The sequence below is a fragment of the Nocardiopsis alborubida genome, assembly GCF_012396365.1.
Lineage (GTDB): Bacteria > Actinomycetota > Actinomycetes > Streptosporangiales > Streptosporangiaceae > Nocardiopsis > Nocardiopsis alborubida.
The window spans coordinates 44,155-61,500 of the sequence record NZ_JAAXPG010000004.1; the positions used below are offsets into that span (position 1 = coordinate 44,155).

The 17,346-nt window shown below is 69.9% G+C and carries 13 protein-coding genes and 1 tRNA gene; 5 read left to right on the forward strand and 9 right to left on the reverse strand.

The genetic code is table 11. The annotated features are described in order from the left end of the window. Positions 1-79: 79 nt before the first annotated feature. The 9 genes from HGB44_RS05325 to dnaA all read right to left on the reverse strand — a co-directional run bounded on the left by HGB44_RS05325 (position 80) and on the right by dnaA (position 13,744). Positions 80-153 (reverse strand) — tRNA-Ile (locus HGB44_RS05325). 182 nt (positions 154-335) lie between these two features. After that, on the reverse strand, positions 336-1,094 hold the full coding sequence (locus HGB44_RS05330; protein ID WP_061082561.1) for a DUF3566 domain-containing protein: 759 nt from the start codon (positions 1,092-1,094) through the stop codon (positions 336-338). Between the two features lie 111 nt (positions 1,095-1,205). Next, the gene (gene gyrA / locus HGB44_RS05335) at positions 1,206-3,815 is read right to left on the reverse strand and encodes a DNA gyrase subunit A (protein ID WP_061082562.1); all 2,610 of its coding nucleotides are present in this window, start codon (positions 3,813-3,815) and stop codon (positions 1,206-1,208) included. A gap of 266 nt (positions 3,816-4,081) precedes the next feature. Next, the gene (gene gyrB, locus HGB44_RS05340) at positions 4,082-6,019 is read right to left on the reverse strand and encodes a DNA topoisomerase (ATP-hydrolyzing) subunit B (protein WP_082768543.1); all 1,938 of its coding nucleotides are present in this window, start codon (positions 6,017-6,019) and stop codon (positions 4,082-4,084) included. A 466-nt stretch (positions 6,020-6,485) separates the two neighbouring features. Further along, positions 6,486-6,959 carry a DUF721 domain-containing protein gene (locus HGB44_RS05345; protein WP_231972582.1) on the reverse strand — a complete coding sequence of 158 codons (474 nt, stop codon included), beginning with the start codon at positions 6,957-6,959 and terminating at the stop codon, positions 6,486-6,488. A 79-nt stretch (positions 6,960-7,038) separates the two neighbouring features. Then, positions 7,039-8,172, reverse strand: a complete 1,134-nt coding sequence (gene recF, locus HGB44_RS05350) for a DNA replication/repair protein RecF (RefSeq protein WP_061082564.1) — start codon at positions 8,170-8,172, stop codon at positions 7,039-7,041. 100 nt (positions 8,173-8,272) lie between these two features. Then, positions 8,273-9,253: a phosphogluconate dehydrogenase (NAD(+)-dependent, decarboxylating) gene (gene gnd / locus HGB44_RS05355; RefSeq protein ID WP_267909056.1), complete on the reverse strand. Its 981-nt coding sequence runs from the start codon at positions 9,251-9,253 to the stop codon at positions 8,273-8,275. Positions 9,254-9,269: 16 nt separating this feature from the next. Then, positions 9,270-10,409, reverse strand: coding sequence for a DNA polymerase III subunit beta (gene dnaN, locus HGB44_RS05360; protein WP_061082566.1), 1,140 nt, complete (start codon positions 10,407-10,409; stop codon positions 9,270-9,272). Positions 10,410-11,539: 1,130 nt separating this feature from the next. Further along, complete coding sequence (dnaA, locus tag HGB44_RS05365) at positions 11,540-13,744, reverse strand: chromosomal replication initiator protein DnaA (protein WP_394354062.1); 2,205 nt, start codon at positions 13,742-13,744, stop codon at positions 11,540-11,542. A gap of 700 nt (positions 13,745-14,444) precedes the next feature. Between dnaA and rpmH the strand changes: the two genes are divergently transcribed. The 5 genes from rpmH (at position 14,445) to HGB44_RS05390 (ending at position 17,066) form a co-directional block, all read left to right on the forward strand. Further along, the gene (rpmH, locus tag HGB44_RS05370) at positions 14,445-14,588 is read left to right on the forward strand and encodes a 50S ribosomal protein L34 (RefSeq protein ID WP_013155858.1); all 144 of its coding nucleotides are present in this window, start codon (positions 14,445-14,447) and stop codon (positions 14,586-14,588) included. Between the two features lie 94 nt (positions 14,589-14,682). Further along, on the forward strand, positions 14,683-15,156 hold the full coding sequence (gene rnpA / locus HGB44_RS05375; protein ID WP_082768380.1) for a ribonuclease P protein component: 474 nt from the start codon (positions 14,683-14,685) through the stop codon (positions 15,154-15,156). Beyond that, positions 15,153-15,467 carry a membrane protein insertion efficiency factor YidD gene (yidD, locus tag HGB44_RS05380; RefSeq protein ID WP_061080794.1) on the forward strand — a complete coding sequence of 105 codons (315 nt, stop codon included), beginning with the start codon at positions 15,153-15,155 and terminating at the stop codon, positions 15,465-15,467. The genes rnpA and yidD overlap by 4 nt, the downstream gene beginning before the upstream one ends. 28 nt (positions 15,468-15,495) lie before the next feature. Beyond that, positions 15,496-16,440, forward strand: a complete 945-nt coding sequence (gene yidC / locus HGB44_RS05385) for a membrane protein insertase YidC (protein ID WP_061080795.1) — start codon at positions 15,496-15,498, stop codon at positions 16,438-16,440. 137 nt (positions 16,441-16,577) lie between these two features. Then, positions 16,578-17,066: a Jag family protein gene (locus tag HGB44_RS05390; protein ID WP_061080796.1), complete on the forward strand. Its 489-nt coding sequence runs from the start codon at positions 16,578-16,580 to the stop codon at positions 17,064-17,066. Positions 17,067-17,346 lie beyond the last annotated feature (280 nt).

The following is a 17,346-nucleotide window of genomic DNA, read 5'->3' on the forward strand; positions in this document are numbered from 1 at the left end:
CGGGCCGCGCGCCGGGCGCTGACGCACGTGTGGCGCACGGACACGAGAAAAGGCCCCCCGCGGGGAGCCTTTTCGTGTGTGGGCGTACCAGGACTTGAACCTGGGGCCTCATCCTTATCAGGGATGCGCTCTAACCGACTGAGCTATACGCCCTTGCTGCGTGTGGAACTCTACCGCATCGGCGGGACCGGGGCGAACCGGTGATCCGGGGCGGACGCGAGACGGGACGCGGCCCACGCGTCCCTTTCCACCTCCCATTTTACCCGGGTGCGGAAGTGCTCGGGACCAACGCGTGAGGGCCCGGCCCCAGCGGGGACCGGGCCCTCACGACGGTGCTACTCGGCCTCGGACAGCGTCACGTCGACGCCGCCGACCAGGTCGGCGACGAGGTTGTACAGCATGGCGCCCACCGTGGACAGGGCGGTGATCAGCACGATGTTCAGCGCGCCGACCACGCCGGTGTACCCCAGGACGCGGCCCGGCGAGAACCAGGAGGCCGGGTCGAGGCCGAGCTCGTCCTCGGTCCCGTCGCCCTCCAGGAGCGCCGTGAGCATGTTGGTCAGCTCGTCGAAGACACCCAGCATCGACAGCGTCGCGTAGATCACCGCGACCGCCACGAACAGGATGATGAAGCACACCAGGGAGACGACGAAGCTGAACTTCATCACCGACCACGGCTCCACGCGGGAGACCGACAGGTGTGCCTTGCGGCTGGACAGGCTCGCCTTCACGGCGCTCGGGCCCTCAGGCACCGAGGTCTTCGATTCGGACACTGGCGTTCCCCCCGCTTCGACGCGGTCCTCCGCCACGGGCTCGGCCGTTCCGGCGGCGGCCTCGGACGCGGTGTCCGCCTTGTCGGCGGACCCCCCGTCCTCGTCGCCGGACTTGCTCCCCGGCTCGTCGCCGGACTCCTCGGCCGTGTCGGCCTCCCCGGTGTCCTGTGCCGGCTCGGCCTTGTCGTCGACCTCGGTGGTCACGGCGGCCCCCGCCCCTGCCGTGTCCTTCTCGGTCGTCTCCACGTCCCCGCCCCCGGCGGTCTCCGCCGTGTCCGGGTCGGTTTCGTTCGTGGTGGTGTTCCGCTGGTTGTCAGACATAGAAACGTTACCGCTGGACTTTCCTTGAGAACGGGTGATTGGCGCGACCAGGGTGTCCGCGGGGTTCGCACAAAACGAACCCCGCGGTCCATATGGGGCCTAACGCGAAGTCTAGGCCTCCGGGTTGCCTTCGTCGTTCGCGTTCGCGTCCTCGGCCGTGTCGACGGCCTCCTGCACGGACTCGGCCGTCTCGACGGCCTCCTCCTCGGCGGCCTCGGCGTTGCGCGCCACGGCCACGATCTTGTTGCCCTTGTCCAGGTTCATCAGCCGGACGCCCATGGTCGTGCGGCCGGACTGCTTGACCTCGTCGGCACCGGTGCGGATGACACCGCCCACGGAGGTGATCGCGAAGACCTCGTCCACCTCGGGGTCGACCATCAGGGCGCCGACCAGCTTGCCGCGGGCCTCCACCACCTTGGCCGTCAGCACGCCCTTGCCGCCGCGGTTCTGCACCGGGTACTGCTCGGACGGGGTGCGCTTGGCGTAGCCGTTCTCGGTGGTGACCAGGACGTCCGTGGAGCCGTCGCCGGGCCGGATGACGTCCATGCTCAGCAGGTAGTCGTCCTCCAGGAACCGCATGCCGATCACGCCGCTGGTGGCGCGGCCCATGGGGCGCAGCGACTCGTCGGAGGCGGGGAACCGGATCGCCTGGGCGTCGCTGGAGATCAGCAGCAGGTCGTCGTCGGGGAAGACCAGCCGGGCGGCGATCAGCTCGTCGTCCTCGCGCAGGTTGATCGCGATGATGCCCGCCGCGCGCGCCGAGTCGAAGTCCTCCAGGCGGGACTTCTTGACCAGGCCCTCACGGGTGGCGAGCACCAGGTACGGGGCGGCCTCGTAGTCGCGCAGCGCCATGATCTGCGCGATCTCCTCGCCCGGCTGGAACGGGAGCAGGTTCGCCACGTGCTGGCCGCGCGCGTCGCGGGCGGCCTCGGGCAGCTCGTAGGCCTTCGTGCGGTACACCCGGCCCTGGTTGGTGAAGCACAGGATCCAGTTGTGGGTGGTGGTGACGAAGAAGTGCTGGACGATGTCGTCCTGCTTGAGCTGGGCCCCGCGCACACCCTTGCCGCCGCGCTTCTGGGCGCGGTAGTTGTCGATACGCGTGCGCTTGGCGTATCCACCGCGGGAGATCGTGACGACCACGTCCTCCTCGGCGATGAAGTCCTCCATGCGCATGTCGCCCTCGAAGGGGATGATGTGCGTGCGCCGCTCGTCGCCGTACTTCTCCACGATCTCGCCGAGCTCCTCGCGGATGATGCTCCGCTGGCGCGTGTCCGATTCGAGGATGTCGTTGTAGTCGGCGATCTGCGCCATGAGCTCGTCGTACTCGGCCGTCAGCGCGTTGCGCTCCAGGGCGGCCAGCTTGCGCAGCTGCATGTCGAGGATGGCGCGGGCCTGGATGTCGTCGATCTCCAGCAGGTCCATCAGGCCGGTGCGGGCCTGGTCCGCGGAGGCGCTGGCCCGGATGAGGTTGATGACCTCGTCGATGCGGTCCATGGCCCGCAGCAGGGCGCGCAGGATGTGCGCCCGCTCCTCGGCCTTGCGCAGCAGGTACCGGGTCCGGCGGACGATGACCTCGACCTGGTGCTTGACCCAGTGCCGGATCATCTGGTCCAGGCGCAGCGTGCGCGGCACCCCGTCGACCAGCGCGAGCATGTTCGCGCCGAAGGTCTCCTGGAGCTGGGTGTGCTTGTAGAGGTTGTTCAGCACGACCTTGGCGACGGCGTCGCGCTTGAGCACGATGACCAGGCGCTGTCCGGTGCGGCCGCTGCTCTCGTCGCGCACGTCGGCGATGCCGGTGATCTTGCCGTCCTTGACCAGGTCGGCGATCTTGAGCGCGAGGTTGTCCGGGTTGACCTGGTAGGGCAGCTCGGTGACGACCAGGGTCTGGCGGCCCCGCTTGTCCTCCTCCACCTCGACCACGGCGCGCATGGTGATGGAGCCGCGCCCGGTCCGGTAGGCCTCCTCGATGCCGCGCTTGCCGACGATGAGACCGCGGGTCGGGAAGTCGGGGCCCTTGACACGCGCGATGAGCTGGTCGAGCAGCTCATCGTCCTGCGCCTCGGGGTTGTCGAGGTACCAGTTGACGCCGTCGGCGACCTCGCGCAGGTTGTGCGGCGGGATGTTGGTGGCCATACCGACCGCGATGCCCGAGGAGCCGTTGACCAGCAGGTTCGGGAAGCGGGCGGGCAGCACGACGGGCTCGGAGGAGCGGCCGTCGTAGTTGGGCCGGAAGTCGACGGTTTCCTTGTCGATGTCCCGGAGCATCTCCATGGCCAGCGGCGCGAGCTTGCACTCGGTGTAGCGCATGGCGGCGGCCGGGTCGTTGCCCGCCGAGCCGAAGTTGCCGTTGGGGTCGACCAGCGGCATCCGCATGGACCACCACTGGGCCAGGCGCACCAGGGTGTCGTAGATGGCGCTGTCACCGTGCGGGTGGTAGTTGCCCATGACGTCGCCGACGACGCGGGCGCACTTGAAGTAGCCGCGGTCGGGCCGGTAGCCGCCGTCGTACATCGCGTAGAGCACGCGCTGGTGGACCGGTTTGAGGCCGTCGCGCACGTCGGGCAGGGCGCGGCCGACGATGACCGACATCGCGTAGTCGAGGTAGCTGCGCTGCATCTCGACCTGGATGTCGACGGGCTCGATCCGGTCGGTCACCCGCGACAGGGCCTCCACACTGGAGTCCCCGCCCTCAGGGGCGTCGGGGTTGTTCGCATCCGTCACGGATGTCGGTCCCTTCTACGAAGCTTGCTTGAGCACGGGTGGGAACGGGGACCCGGGTCCTCGAGGACCCGGGCACGGTTTCTCGGACCGGCCTCAGCCTGCGGTGGCCGGTCCGGGCGCCCACGGGGTCCTGGAGGTGCCGGAGGCGGGACCGCGAGGAACGAGCCGTCCCGACGCAGGCGCCACCGCGCCTGCCACAACCCGGCTCCCGTTCCCCGGGCGTCCGAACACGGACCGAAGCGAAGCGGAGGTCCAGAGAACACCGCCTAGATGTCCAGGAAGCGGACGTCCTTGGCGTTGCGCTGGATGAAGGCGCGCCGCGACTCGACGTCCTCACCCATGAGCACGCTGAACAGTTCGTCGGCCTGGGCCGCGTCCTCCAGGTTGACCTGGTGCAGGACGCGGCGGTCCGGGTCCATCGTGGTGTCCCACAGCTCGTTGGCGTTCATCTCGCCCAGGCCCTTGAAGCGCTGCACCATGTCGCGCGGGCGCGGGTCCCTCTTGCCCTGGGCGATCCCGGCCTCGATGACCCGGTCCCGCTCGGCGTCGGAGAAGGCGTAGCTCGCGTCGCTGCCCTTCTGGTCCCACTTGATCTTGTACAGCGGCGGCGCGGCCAGGTACACGTTCCCGGCCTCGACCAGCGGCTTCATGAAGCGGAACAGCAGGGTGAGCAGCAGCGTGCGGATGTGCTGGCCGTCGACGTCGGCGTCGGCCATCAGGATGACCTTGTGGTACCGCAGCTTCTCGGCGTCGAAGTCCTCGTGGATGCCGGTGCCCAGGGCGGTGATGATCGCCTGGACCTCCGTGTTCTTGAGGATGCGGTCGATCCGGGACTTCTCCACGTTCAGGATCTTGCCCCGGATGGGCAGGATGGCCTGGTTGTGCGGGTTGCGACCACCCTTGGCGGAGCCGCCGGCCGAGTCGCCCTCGACGATGTAGACCTCGCACTCCTCCGGGTTGGTGGACTGGCAGTCCGACAGCTTGCCCGGGAGGGAGGTGGTCTCCAGCAGCGTCTTGCGGCGGGTCAGGTCGCGGGCCTGGCGGGCGGCCACGCGCGCGCGGGCGGCCTGGCTGGCCTTGGACACGATGTCCTTGGCCTCGCCGGGGTTGCGCTCGAACCAGTCGCGCAGGTGCTCGTTGGTGACCTTCTGGACGAAGGACTTGGCCTCGGTGTTGCCCAGCTTGGTCTTGGTCTGGCCCTCGAACTGCGGGTCGGCCAGCTTGACCGAGATGATGGCGGTCAGGCCCTCGCGGATGTCGTCGCCGGTGAGGTTGTCGTCCTTCTCGCGCAGCAGCTTCTGGTCGCGGGCGTACCGGTTGACCAGGGTGGTCAGCGCGGAGCGGAACCCCTCCTCGTGCGTGCCGCCCTCAGCCGTGTTGATGGTGTTGGCGAAGGTGTGCACGGACGAGGTGTAGGACTGGTTCCACTGCATGGCGACCTCGACCGAGATGCCCTCGCCGTCCTCCTCGAAGGAGATGATCGACGCGTGCGCCGGCTCCTTCTTGGCGTTGATGTGGCGGACGTAGTCCGACAGCCCCTCCTCGTAGTGGAAGGTGTTGACCGTCGGACCGCCGTCGGTGTGCTCGGGCCGCTCGTCGCGGATGGTGATGGACAGCCCCTTGTTGAGGAAGGCCATCTCCTGCATGCGGCGGGCGAGCGTCTCGAACGAGAACGTGGTCGTCTCGAAGATGCCGCCGTCCGGCCAGAAGGTGATCTGGGTGCCGGTCTCGTCGGTGCTCTCGCCCTTGACGAGCTCACCCGTGGGCGCGGTCATCTCGTAGCGCTGGCGCCACACGTGCCCTTCGTTGCGGATCTCCACGTCCAGCGCGGTGGACAGCGCGTTGACGACGGAGACGCCGACGCCGTGCAGACCGCCGGAGACCGCGTAGGACTTGCCGTCGAACTTGCCGCCCGCGTGCAGCGTGGTGAGGACGACCTCGACGGCGGGGCGCTTCTCCACTGGGTGGATGCCGGTGGGGATGCCGCGGCCGTTGTCGGCCACGCACACGCCGCCGTCGGCCAGCAGGGTCACCTCGATGGCGTCGGCGTGACCCGCCAGGGCCTCGTCGACGGAGTTGTCGACCACCTCGTAGACCAGGTGGTGCAGGCCCCGCTCCCCGGTGGAACCGATGTACATTCCGGGGCGCTTGCGTACCGCCTCAAGCCCCTCCAGAACCGTGATTGAACCTGCGTCGTAGGCCAAGTGGGAACACCCTCCTGCTGGGGACGCCTGCCGACCGTGGCCGAGCGGCGACGGCCACCCGGGACGCGGTGACCGGGAGGGCCGACGTGCCGCGACACCTGGGGGATCACCGTTCGCCACAGGGGCCGTCCGCCCACCCTCTTCTGGGGGCGTGGGACCGGCTACAGGCGTCTGAAGAACCGTCTCCATGATACCCCGCACGGTGCGACAAAGTGGCATTGGCGGCCCTGTGCCGCCTCACAACGAACGTTCAGGGAGGGAGACGACTCCCTACACGCGGGAGGGGCTGCGCGCAAGTCCCGGTGCGGTTGAGTGGCGCTTGCGGCACCCGGCGGCCCCGGTACCGTCCCGCCCCCCGCCCCGGAGGTGCCGAACACCTGTGGGAACCGCGTTCACCTGGGGTTATCCACAGGCTGTGGAAGGGAGAGGCCTGGCGCCCCGGTACCGCGGCCCGGAAGGACCCGCCTCAGCGGCGCCGGAAACCGGGCCCGCGGACCTTGATGGCGACGACCGTGCCGTCGCCCAGCTCCTCGTTGAGACGGCGCATGAGATCGCGCACCATCGCTCGCGCATGGGCCGCCATGGTGGGTGAATCGGCCACCACGACGAGCTCGCCGTCCGAATAACTCTCCGGACGGAGGTGTTCGGCGTTGAAATCGCCCACGATGTCCGCCCAGCGGCCGAACACGCCGCCGATGGCCACCTGCTCCTGCCAGCCGTGCTCGATCAGCCACGTGCGCACGGCCTCGCCGAACATCTGGGGCTCGTTGCGTGACCGCAACCGGCCACGCCGGCGTGAGCGCTGGAGTCCTCGGGGCACCGCGCCGCGGTCCTTGGCCTCGGCCCGGGCGCGCGCGAGCGCCTGGCGTGCCAGGTCGGCCCCCGAAGGCGCCGGGGGAGCCGAGGGTCCCGGCTCGGGCGGGCGCCGCGCGTCGTCCACAGACTGTGGACGGAGCCCTCCGCCGCCGTGGTCGGCCGCCCCGGGGACCGGACCCCGGTCCACAGGGTGTGGATAACGCTCACTCACCCGCGACGCCCCCCTCGCGCACGCCGAACCGGACCCCGTCCAGCTCCTTGGGGATGTCCTCGGGCACGGCCGCGGTCACCAGGACCTGTTCGGCGTCGCCGACGCGCTCGGCCAGCCTGCGGCGGCGCTCGCTGTCCAGCTCGGCGAACACGTCGTCCAGGATCAGCACCGGGTCGTCGCCGTCGGAGCGCAGCAGGTCGAAGGCGGCCAGCTTGAGCGAGAGCGCGTACGACCAGGACTCGCCCTGGCTGGCGTAGCCCTTGGCGGGCATCCCGCCCAGCCGCAGGACCAGGTCGTCGCGGTGCGGGCCCACCAGGCTGACCCCGCGCTGGAGCTCGCGGTCGCGGGCCTCCTCCATGGCCGCGCGCAGGGTTTCCACAAGCTGTGGACGGCCGGTCGGCGGCTCGGCCCCCTCGGGGACCGCGCCGCTGCGGTAGTCGGGGACGGCCGGCCCCCCGGAGTCGGTCAGGCCCGCGTAGGCCTCGGCGATCCTCGGGCGCAGCTCCTCCACCAGCTCCAGCCTCGCCGCCAGCAGCTCCGCGCCCGTCTCCGCCAGATGGGAGTCCCACACCTCCAGCGTGCTCAGGTCGGGCGCCGAGCGCTGGCGGAACATCCGGCCGGAGGCCGACTTGAGCAGGGCGTTGCGCTGCTTGAGCACCCGGTCGTAGTCCGAGCGCACACCCGCCATCCGGGGCGCGCGCGCCACCAGCAGGTCGTCCAGGAACCGACGCCGCTCGCCGGGGTCGCCCTTGACCAGGGCCAGGTCCTCCGGGGCGAAGAGCACGGTGCGCAGGATCCCCAGGACCTCGCGCGGACGGCCCGCGGGCGCCTGGTTGATCCGGGCTCGGTTGGCCCTGCCGGGGTTGAGCTCCAGGTCCACCACCATGGACCGCTCGTCGCGCACCACCTTGGCCCGGACGATCGCGCGGGGTGCGCCCTGGCGGACCAGCGGGGTGTCGGAGGAGACCCGGTGGCTTCCGAGGGTGGCCACGTAGCCGATCGCCTCGACCAGGTTGGTCTTGCCCTGGCCGTTGGCGCCGACGAACACGCTCACACCGGGGCCCATCTCGACGAGGGCCTCACGGTAGGACCGGAAGTCGGCCAGTTGCAGGTGGGATACGTACATCCGGCCTTCCTCCTGGGGCGGCGGCGGTCGGGGGAAGGGTGCTCCCGGGGACGGCCCGCGGGCTGCGTCCCCGGGTCGGGGGGTGGGGCTGGAGAACGGCTCAGACGTCGATGTCGTCCGAGGTCTCGGCCCGGTGCACGGCGTGCCCGCCGAACTGGTTGCGCAGGGCCGCCACGACCTTCATGGCCGGGCTGTCGTCCTGGCGGGAGGCGAACCGCGCGTAGAGGGAGGAGGTGATCGCCGGGGCCGGGACCGCGAGGTCCACGGCGGCCTGGACGGTCCAGCGGCCCTCGCCGGAGTCCTCGGCGTAGCCGCGCAGACGCGACAGCTCGGGGTCCTCCTCCAGGGCCCGCGAGAGCAGGTCCAGCAGCCAGGAGCGCACCACGGTGCCCTCGCGCCAGCTCTCGAACGTGCCGGGGACGTCGTCCACGAGGCCGGAGGCGACCATGAGCTCGTAGCCCTCGCCGAAGGCCTGCATCATGCCGTACTCGATGCCGTTGTGGACCATCTTGACGAAGTGTCCGGCGCCGACCGCTCCGGCGTGGACGAAGCCCACGCCCTCGTCGGGCACGAGGGAGTCGAAGATCGGTCGGGCCTTCTCGACGTCCTCGGCCGGGCCGCCGACCATGATGCCGTAGCCGTTCTGGCGGCCCCAGACACCGCCGCTCACACCGGCGTCGAGGTAGCCGACACCCTTCTCCGCCAGTGCCTTGGCGCGGACGCGGTCGTCCGCGTAGTGGGAGTTGCCCCCCTCGATGACGAGGTCGCCCTCGTCCATGAGCTCGCCCAGTTCGGCGATGGTCGCGGCCGTGGGCTCGCCCGCGGGGACCATCACCCAGACCACCCGGGGGGCGGCCAGGCGTTCGACCAGTCCGGCCAGGGTGTCGACGTCGCGCTCAGGCGAGGTGACGTCGTACCCGACGACCTCGTGGCCCTTCTCCCGCAGCCGGGCGGCCATGTTGCCGCCCATCTTGCCGAGACCGATCATTCCGAGCTGCATGGTGCTCTGCTCCCCTTCGCCGCCTGTGGATGGACGCCGGCCGGCCCGGGTCGCGGACCGGTTCCGGCAGGTGCCAGTCAATCGAACCGGCCGCGGATCAGCCCGGCTGACGCACCGGCATGATCAGGTAGCGGTACTCGGGGGAGGATCCCTCCTCCGCGGGCTTGCCGGTCAGGATCGACGGCTTGGTCGAGGTGGTGAAGTTCAGGCGGGCGACGTCGGTGCCGATGGCGCCGAGCCCGTCGAGGAGGAACCCGGAGTTGAAGGCGATCTGGATGTCGTCGCCGTCCAGGTCGGCCTCCAGGGCCTCGACCGCCTGCGCCTCCTCGCCGGTCCCCGCCTCCAGGACCAGCTGGCCCTGGCTGAAGGACAGCCGCAGCGGGGTGTTGCGCTCGGCGACCAGCGAGACGCGCTTGACCGCCTCGACGAACTCGGAACGGCTGACCTCGGCCACCGAGTTGAAGGTGTCCGGCAGCAGCGCCCGGTACTTGGGGAACTCGCCGTCGAGCAGGCGGGTCGTGGTGAGGCGGCCGCCCCCCTCGAAGCCGATCATGCCCTCACCGGAGCCGCCGTCCGAGAGGGCGATCGAGACCTCGGCGCCCGAGGTGAGCGACTTGGCGGTGTCGTGGAGGGTCTTGGCCGGGACCAGCGCGACCGCGGACAGGTCGGGGTTCTCCGGCTTCCAGGTGAGCTCGCGCACGGCCAGGCGGTAGCGGTCGGTGGAGGCGAGCGTGATCTTCTCGCCCTCGATCTCGACGCGCACGCCGGTGAGCATCGGCAGGGTGTCGTCGCGCCCGGCGGCCACGGCCACCTGGCTGACCGCGGCGGCGAAGGCGTCGCTGCCGACGGTCCCGCTCACACCGGGCATCTCCGGGAGCGTGGGGTAGTCCTCCACCGGCATGGTGGTCAGGGTGAACTTCGCGCTGCCGCCGGTGACGACGACCTTGGGGCCGTCGGTGGAGATCTCCACAGGCTGTGCGGGGAGGTTGCGGGTGATCTCGGCCAGGAGCTTGCCGGTGACCAGCACCGTGCCCGGCTCCTCGACGTCGACGTCGACCGCGGCCTGGGTGGAGACCTCGTAGTCGAAGCCGGACAGGCGCAGCTGCTGACGGCCGTCGAACTCGCCGGCCTCGAGCAGGATGCCGACGAGCACCGGGACCGAGGGGCGCGTCGGGAGTGTGCGCGCGGTCCAGGCGACTGCCTCGGCCAGTACGTCGCGTTCGACCCGGAACTTCACTTTCCGACTCACTTTCCGCACGACCGGGGGTGCCGGTCGAAGCCTCAACGTTGCAGCTCGTGGATCTGTGGGTCTGCCGAGGGCTCCGTCCACAGGGCTGTGGAGGCCGCGCCGGTGGCGCCGGGAGCTGCCTCGGATCCCGTATGGGTCACCGCTCGGATCCGGGCGGCGGAGGACAGGGGCGAGACCACACGTTACCCGGATTCACCCGCTGCCGCTGACAGCTCAGCGCTGGGCTGTCGTCGCGCCGGTCTCGGAGAGTTGTCCACAGATTTTCCGCGGAGCGGTTGTGAAGCCACATCTTGGTTAATGAAGGTGCGCAGTAGTAGTAGGGCCTGTGGATAGTGTGGATAACCCTTGTTTTCGCAGGTCAACCCGCGAATTTTTGTCCACAGGCCCTGTGGGTAACCCTGTGGGTAACTTGGCCCCCCTGTGGACGAACGAAGCCGTCCCCAGGTTTTCCACACTCTGTCCACAGCTTCGTCCACAGGTTTTCCCCAGGTTCTCCACAAGGATCGGTGGTTCAGTCATCGGATGACCCACCGCAGTGTCCACAGGGGCAGGGGTGGTTACCCACAGGCTCGGCGCACTTTTCCACAGGTTGTCCACAGGGTTGTCCACAGATTTGACCCCCCTCCTGTGGATAACTTGGGCGAGAGAACGCCAAAATTTTTTTCTGAGCCCCTCCACAGATCACCCGAACCCCGACAAAGGGTCTGTGCACAGGTTTGTCCACAGGGGTGCTCCCCGTTCTGCGCGCCGAACACCGGCACGAGCACGTCCGACCAGGTGTGGGAAGGGCAACAGCGGTTGCCGAACGCCCGGGAAACAGGGAGGACAGGGCGTGCCTGGCACGAACCGGCCCGGACGTCGGCAGAGGCGGCGAACCCCTCCAGAGGCGGGCGTTCGTACGCACAAGCCTGTGGATAACTCGGCCGGAGGTGCGGCGGAGCCCTGTGGATAACGTGTGTCGCCTTGTGACCGCGCCGTCTTGTGGATGTGTCGTCTTGTGGATGTGTCGACAGGTGGCCGTGTCCACAGGCCGACACACCGCCGCGGAGCACGGGCCGCACGCCGCGGGGCGGCCTCCGTCCCGGAGGCCGCCCCGCGGCTCGTGCACAGTCCGTGGATCAGGTCAGCGAGGGCTGGTCCTTGATCCGGCTGGTGAGCTCGTGCACCTGGTTGTAGATGGACCGGCGCTCGGCCATCAGCCCGCGGACCTTGCGCTCGGCGTGCATGACCGTGGTGTGGTCGCGGCCGAACTGCTGCCCGATCTTGGGCAGGGACAGCTCGGTCAGCTCCCGGCACAGGTACATGGCGATCTGCCGGGCGGTCACCAGCACCCGGGAGCGCGAGGTCCCGCACAGGTCCTCGACCGTCAGGCCGAAGTAGGCGGCCGTCTGGGACATGATCGCCCCCGCCGTGACCTCGGGGACCTCGGTGCTGGGCACCAGGTCCCGCAGCACCTGGCTGGTCAGGTCCAGGTCCACCGACTGCCGGTTCAGGCTGGCGAAGGCGGTCACGCGGATCAGCGCGCCCTCCAGCTCCCGGATGTTGGTGGAGATCTTGCTCGCGATGAACTCCAGCACCTCGGGCGGGGCCGCCAGCCCCTCCTGCGCGGCCTTCTTGCGCAGGATGGCGATCCGGGTCTCCAGCTCGGGGGGCTGGACGTCGGTGAGCAGGCCCCACTCGAACCGGCTGCGCATCCGGTCCTCCAGCGTGGTCAGCTGCTTGGGCGGCCGGTCGCTGGAGATGACGATCTGCTTGTCGGAGTTGTGCAGCGTGTTGAAGGTGTGGAAGAACTCCTCCTGCGTCTGCTCCTTGTTCTCCAGGAACTGGATGTCGTCCACCAGGAGCACGTCGATGTCGCGGTACCGGCGGCGGAACCCGTCCGCCTTGCCGTCCCGGATCGAGTTGATGAACTCGTTGGTGAACTCCTCCGAGCTGACGTACCGCACCCGCGAACCCTCGTAGAGGCGGTGCGTGTAGTGCCCGATGGCGTGCAGCAGGTGGGTCTTGCCCAGCCCCGAGCCGCCGTGGATGAACAGCGGGTTGTAGGCCTTGGCCGGAGCCTCGGCGGCCGCGACCGACGCCGCGTGCGCGAAGCGGTTGCTGGAGCCGATGACGAAGGTGTCGAAGGTGTACTTCGGGTTCAGGCGCGCGTGCTCGCCCGGCGGGACCTCCTGCGAGCGCCCCGGGGGGGAGGGGAGGGGCCTCTGCGGGGCCTCGTCCTCCACGGGGGCCTCCGCGGCCTCCGGGGCGGGCGGGGTCTCCTCGGCCGCCTCAGGCGCCGGGGCGGCCGACGGGGCCTCCTCCCGCGGGGTCTCCCAGCGGTTGGGCCGGTCCCACTCCGGGTCCGTCCAGGCCTGCTGCTGCCACCGCGCGGGCTCCTGCGGCCGCTCCAGGGCCGAGGGCTGTTCCCACAGCGGGGGCGAGGTGGGCGTCTCCTGGGGGGAGGCGAAGGTCTGCTGGACCCAGGGCGCGGGCGCGTCGCGGACCGTGTGCGGCTCCTCGTCGGTGGGCGAGGGGGCCGCCGGGGGCGTGGGGCCCAGCAGGTCGGCCTGGTCCGGCGCCGACGGCGGGGCCGAGGGCCACGGCGCGGACGGCTCGGCGTCCGGGCGCGCGTGCTGTCCCCGGGAGCCGGGCGCGGCCCGCTGGGCCTCCGCGGGCGCCGCGGGGAGAGCACGCGGTTCGGTCGGCCCCGGTCCCGTCAGCCCCGGGGCGGTGCCCGGTACGACGGGGGAGAAGGCGGGGGCGGTGTGCCCCTCCACGCTGCGCGGGCCCTGCGGCCCCGGGGAGGCCGGAGGCGCGGGGGTGGGCGGCGGGGTCGGCACCGCGGTGGGGTCGACCGTCACCGCGACCCGGATCTCCCGGCCCAGGTGGGCTGAGAGCGCCTTGCTGATCGCCGGGTACAGGCGTGTCTCCAGCACCTTCTTGGTGAACTCGTTGGGCGCCGCGATGAGCGCGGTGTCCTCGATCAGGCCCAGCGGACGGGTCTGCGGCAGCCATGCGCGCTGGTGCGCGGGAAGGGAGTCGTTGTCGATCCCGTCCAGGACGCTGGACCAGACCACTGCGAGGTTGACCTGCGCGTCAGCCAAGACGACCTGCCATGGGTGCTGTCCCTTCGGTACGGGTCTGTGCGGTGCGGAGTGGGGGGCAGAAGGGGACGTGGTGGCCACGGCGAAGCCCGTGGCGCGTCGGTCGGGTGGGCGCTCGCGGGGACCTGGGGTCGCAGGGAGCGACTTCCCATTGTCCTCCTCCCGCGGCGGTGCCGGGTCGGACCCGGGGGCGATATCGGCTGCTTTGGGCGGGTATGTGCCTGTGGATAACTTCACTGTCCACAGAGCGGCCCGGCTATGGCCGCATCCCCGGTATCCACAGCTTCAGGGCGTTGTCCACAGGTTTTCCACAGGCTTGTCCACAGGATGGCAGATCTCTGCGCACAGCGCAGGGTTATCCACAATGTGCAGCTCAGAAGCTGTGTAAGAAGGTTGTTTCTGGTGGAGGGGAAGGGCTGTCCGATGTGAGGGGCAAGTTATCCACAGGCTGAGGTTATCCACAGGAGTCGGGGGGTGTGGAAGTCTCACACGCCTGTGGACAACGAGTTGTCCACAGGAGGCCCGCAGGGGCGGGTCGAGAGGTGGGCTGAGGAGCGCCCGCGCGGAGGGGCGGGAGCAGGCCGGACGCGGACCCGCCGCCCGGGCGCGCGGAGGGGAGCGCACGGGAGGAGCCGGTTGCCCGCGGGAGCGCCCGCGCACCCCGGGCCGGCCACCGCCCGCACAGGCGCGGGCCGGGGGAGAGGGGAGGGCCCTCGGGAGGGGCGCGGGAGGGGGCCCGCGGGGACGTGCGGCCCCGCCGTCCACAGGCCCGATTTGACCCCGGCCGGACCAGGTCGTATCTTCTTTATGCTTATGCCGATGATCTGCCTGCGCCCGTGCCAGCACGGAGACGCGGCCGCGGCTCACGCACCCGTAGGCCCCGCATATCCTGGGGGTCTGTCGTAGTACTTATCCTGACACGCCCCTGGAGCCAGTAGTGAGCAAGCGTACGTACCAGCCGAACAACCGGCGTCGCGCGAAGGTCCACGGCTTCCGGCTGCGCATGCGTACGCGCGCCGGTCGCGCCATCATCGCCTCGCGCCGTCGTAAGGGGCGCGCGGCGCTGACCGTGAGCCACTAGGCCACGCCCAGCACCAAGCCCTTCGGGACCGTCCGGCCTTCTCGCCGGCCGGTCCCTTTGTCGTGGGAGAAGTACCGAAGCACGAAGGAAGCCGATGCTCTCGCCGAGGAACCGGATGCGCCACAGCGCCGAGTTCGGCTCCGTCATGCGTTCGGGTCGGCGCGCGTCCAGGGACTGCCTGGGCGCCGTCTACCTCCCTCCGCCCTCCGGTGTCGCGGACGCCGCCCCCCCGCGGGTCGGATTCGTGGTCAGCAAGGCGGTCGGGGGAGCGGTGGTGCGCAAGCGTGTGCAGCGCAGACTGCGTCACCTGATGCGGTCTCGGTTGGCTGTTCTGCCAAACGGTAGCCTGCTTGTAGTGCGCGCCCGACCCGCCGCCGCCACCGCGCGGCACGAGGACCTGGCCGCCCAACTCGACAGCGCGATCGCCGCGGCGATGCGCCCCCGCGGGACGTCGTCGCGCCGCCGGTCCGGCCGTGGCCGACCCCGGTCCCCGGAGGCGGATCCCGCGGTGCGTGAGACAGCAGGGAACCGACGCCCGGACGAGGGCGGAGAGCGGTGGGGCCGATGACCGAGCACAGACCGACGGTGTTCGCGCGCGTGTTGATCCTGCCCATCCGGGGTTACCAGCGCTTCATCAGCCCGCTCTTCCCCCCGGTCTGCCGTTTCTACCCCTCGTGCAGCGCGTACGCCGTCGAGGCGCTGCGCGTGCACGGAGCCCTGTACGGGTTGTGGCTGGGAACCCGGCGTATCGCCCGTTGCCACCCCTTCAACCCGGGAGGGCTTGATCCGGTTCCGCCGCCCAGGGGGCGTCGGAGCGGGGAGTCCGAGGAGTCTGCGGGCGGAGCCGGCCACACCGGAACCCCTCCCGGGGACCAGTAGCTGAAGCGAATCACATAGGAGTTGGCCGGTGCTGGACTGGCTTTACAACATCGTCGGTTGGATCCTGGTCAGGATCCACGAGGGCCTGACCTTCATCGGCCTCGACACGGACAGCGGCTGGGCCTGGGGCCTGTCGATCGTCCTGCTCACCGTGCTCATGCGGCTCCTGCTGGTGCCGCTGTTCGTCAAGCAGATGAACACGCAGCGCAAGATGCAGGACATCCAGCCCAAGATCCTGAAGCTCCGCGAGCGCTACAAGCACGACAAGGAGCGCTTGCAGCGGGAGTCCATGAAGCTCTACCAGGAGAGCGGTACCAACCCGATCATGGGTTGCCTGCCGCTCCTCCTGCAGATGCCGGTCTTCTTCGCGCTCTTCAGCGTGCTGCGCAGCGTCGCCGAGGGCAACGCCCAGTACAACTTCACCCCGGAGCTGGTGGAGAGCGCGCGTGCGGCGCTCATCTTCGAGGCGCCCGTCGCCGCGCAGTTCAACAGCTCCCCCGAGGAGATCCTCGCGCTCGGTGCGACCGACCCGATCATGGCCAAGGTCATCATCGCCATCGCCTGCGTGATCATGGGTACGACGACGTTCCTCACCATGCGCCAGAGCATGAAGCGCAGCGTCTCCCAGATGCCCGACAACCCCATGATGCAGACCCAGAAGATCATGATGTACATGGCGCCCCTGTTCGGGCTCTTCGGTCTCATGATGCCCGTGGGTGTGCTGGTCTACTGGGTCACCTCCAACGTCTGGACCATGGGGCAGCAGCACTTCCTCTACCGCAAGCAGCCGCTCCCCGGCCAGGACGAGGCCAAGGCCAAGAGCGGTGCGTCCGCCACCGGTTCCGCCAAGGGCATGCTCAGCCGAAAGAAGGCGGCGGAATCCGCTCCTGAGCCGAAGGAACAGCCTAAGATCGAACGCAAGCAGCCGAAGAAGCAGTCGCGTTCCAAGCGGGCCGGTGGTGGTCCGCGCTAGGTTCTGCGACTCCCGGCCGAGAAGGCGTTCGAGTGCGCAGGCGACACTGCCCCTGAGGCGTACGGCGGCCAGGGCGTGAGGGATGAGGAGACGGGATCGCTGTGGCAAGTAGCGAGGAAGAGAGCGGTGGCGTAGCGGTGGCTGAGGCGCCTGAGGCCGGAATCGATGTCGAGGCCCTGGAGAACGAGGGCGACATCGCGGCGGACTACATCGAGGGACTCCTCGACATCGCGGACTTCGACGGCGACATCGACATGGACGTCGAGGGCGACCGCGCGATGGTCTCCGTCGTCGGAGCCACCCTCGACGAGCTGATCGGGGAGCGGGGCGAGGTCCTGGAGGCCCTCCAGGAGCTCACCCGGCTGGCGGTGCACCGGGCCACCGGTGAGCGCAGCCGCCTGATGCTGGACATCGGCGGGTACCGCGAGGACCGCCGCAAGGTGCTCTTCCAGGTCGGGACGGACGCCGCCAACAAGGCCAAGGAGACCGGCGAGACCCAGCCGCTGGAGCCGATGACCCCGTTCGAGCGCAAGGTCGTGCACGACGCGGTGGCCGCCGCCGGTCTGCACAGCGAGTCGGAGGGCGAGGAGCCCAACCGCTACGTGGTGGTGCGGCCCGCCTCCTGAGCGCGGACGCCCCGGAGGGGGTGGCGATGTTTCACGTGAAACATCGTCACCCCCTCTTCCTGTGTCCGTCTCCTCCTGTTCCTGTGTCGGCATGTGGCTCTGTCGACTTCTCGCCATGTGTGGCCGGACCGCAGAGGGGAAGGCGGAAGCCGGGGCCCGGATGTTTCACGTGAAACCGCGGTGTCCTCCCGCGCGTAGGATTCAGGGTGGATCCCTTTTTCTCCGCGCCGCTGCGCGCCCCCTTCGCCCACCGGTCCGCCGTGTGCGCGGACGCCGTGGC

Coding starts and splice junctions, on each gene's coding strand:
- HGB44_RS05330 (WP_061082561.1), bottom strand. CDS start 1,094: ATGTCTGACAACCAGCGGAACACCACCACGAACGAAACCGACCCGGAC.
- yidD (WP_061080794.1), top strand. CDS start 15,153: ATGACCGAGCACAGACCGACGGTGTTCGCGCGCGTGTTGATCCTGCCC.
- recF (WP_061082564.1), bottom strand. CDS start 8,172: ATGTACGTATCCCACCTGCAACTGGCCGACTTCCGGTCCTACCGTGAG.
- rnpA (WP_082768380.1), top strand. CDS start 14,683: ATGCTCTCGCCGAGGAACCGGATGCGCCACAGCGCCGAGTTCGGCTCC.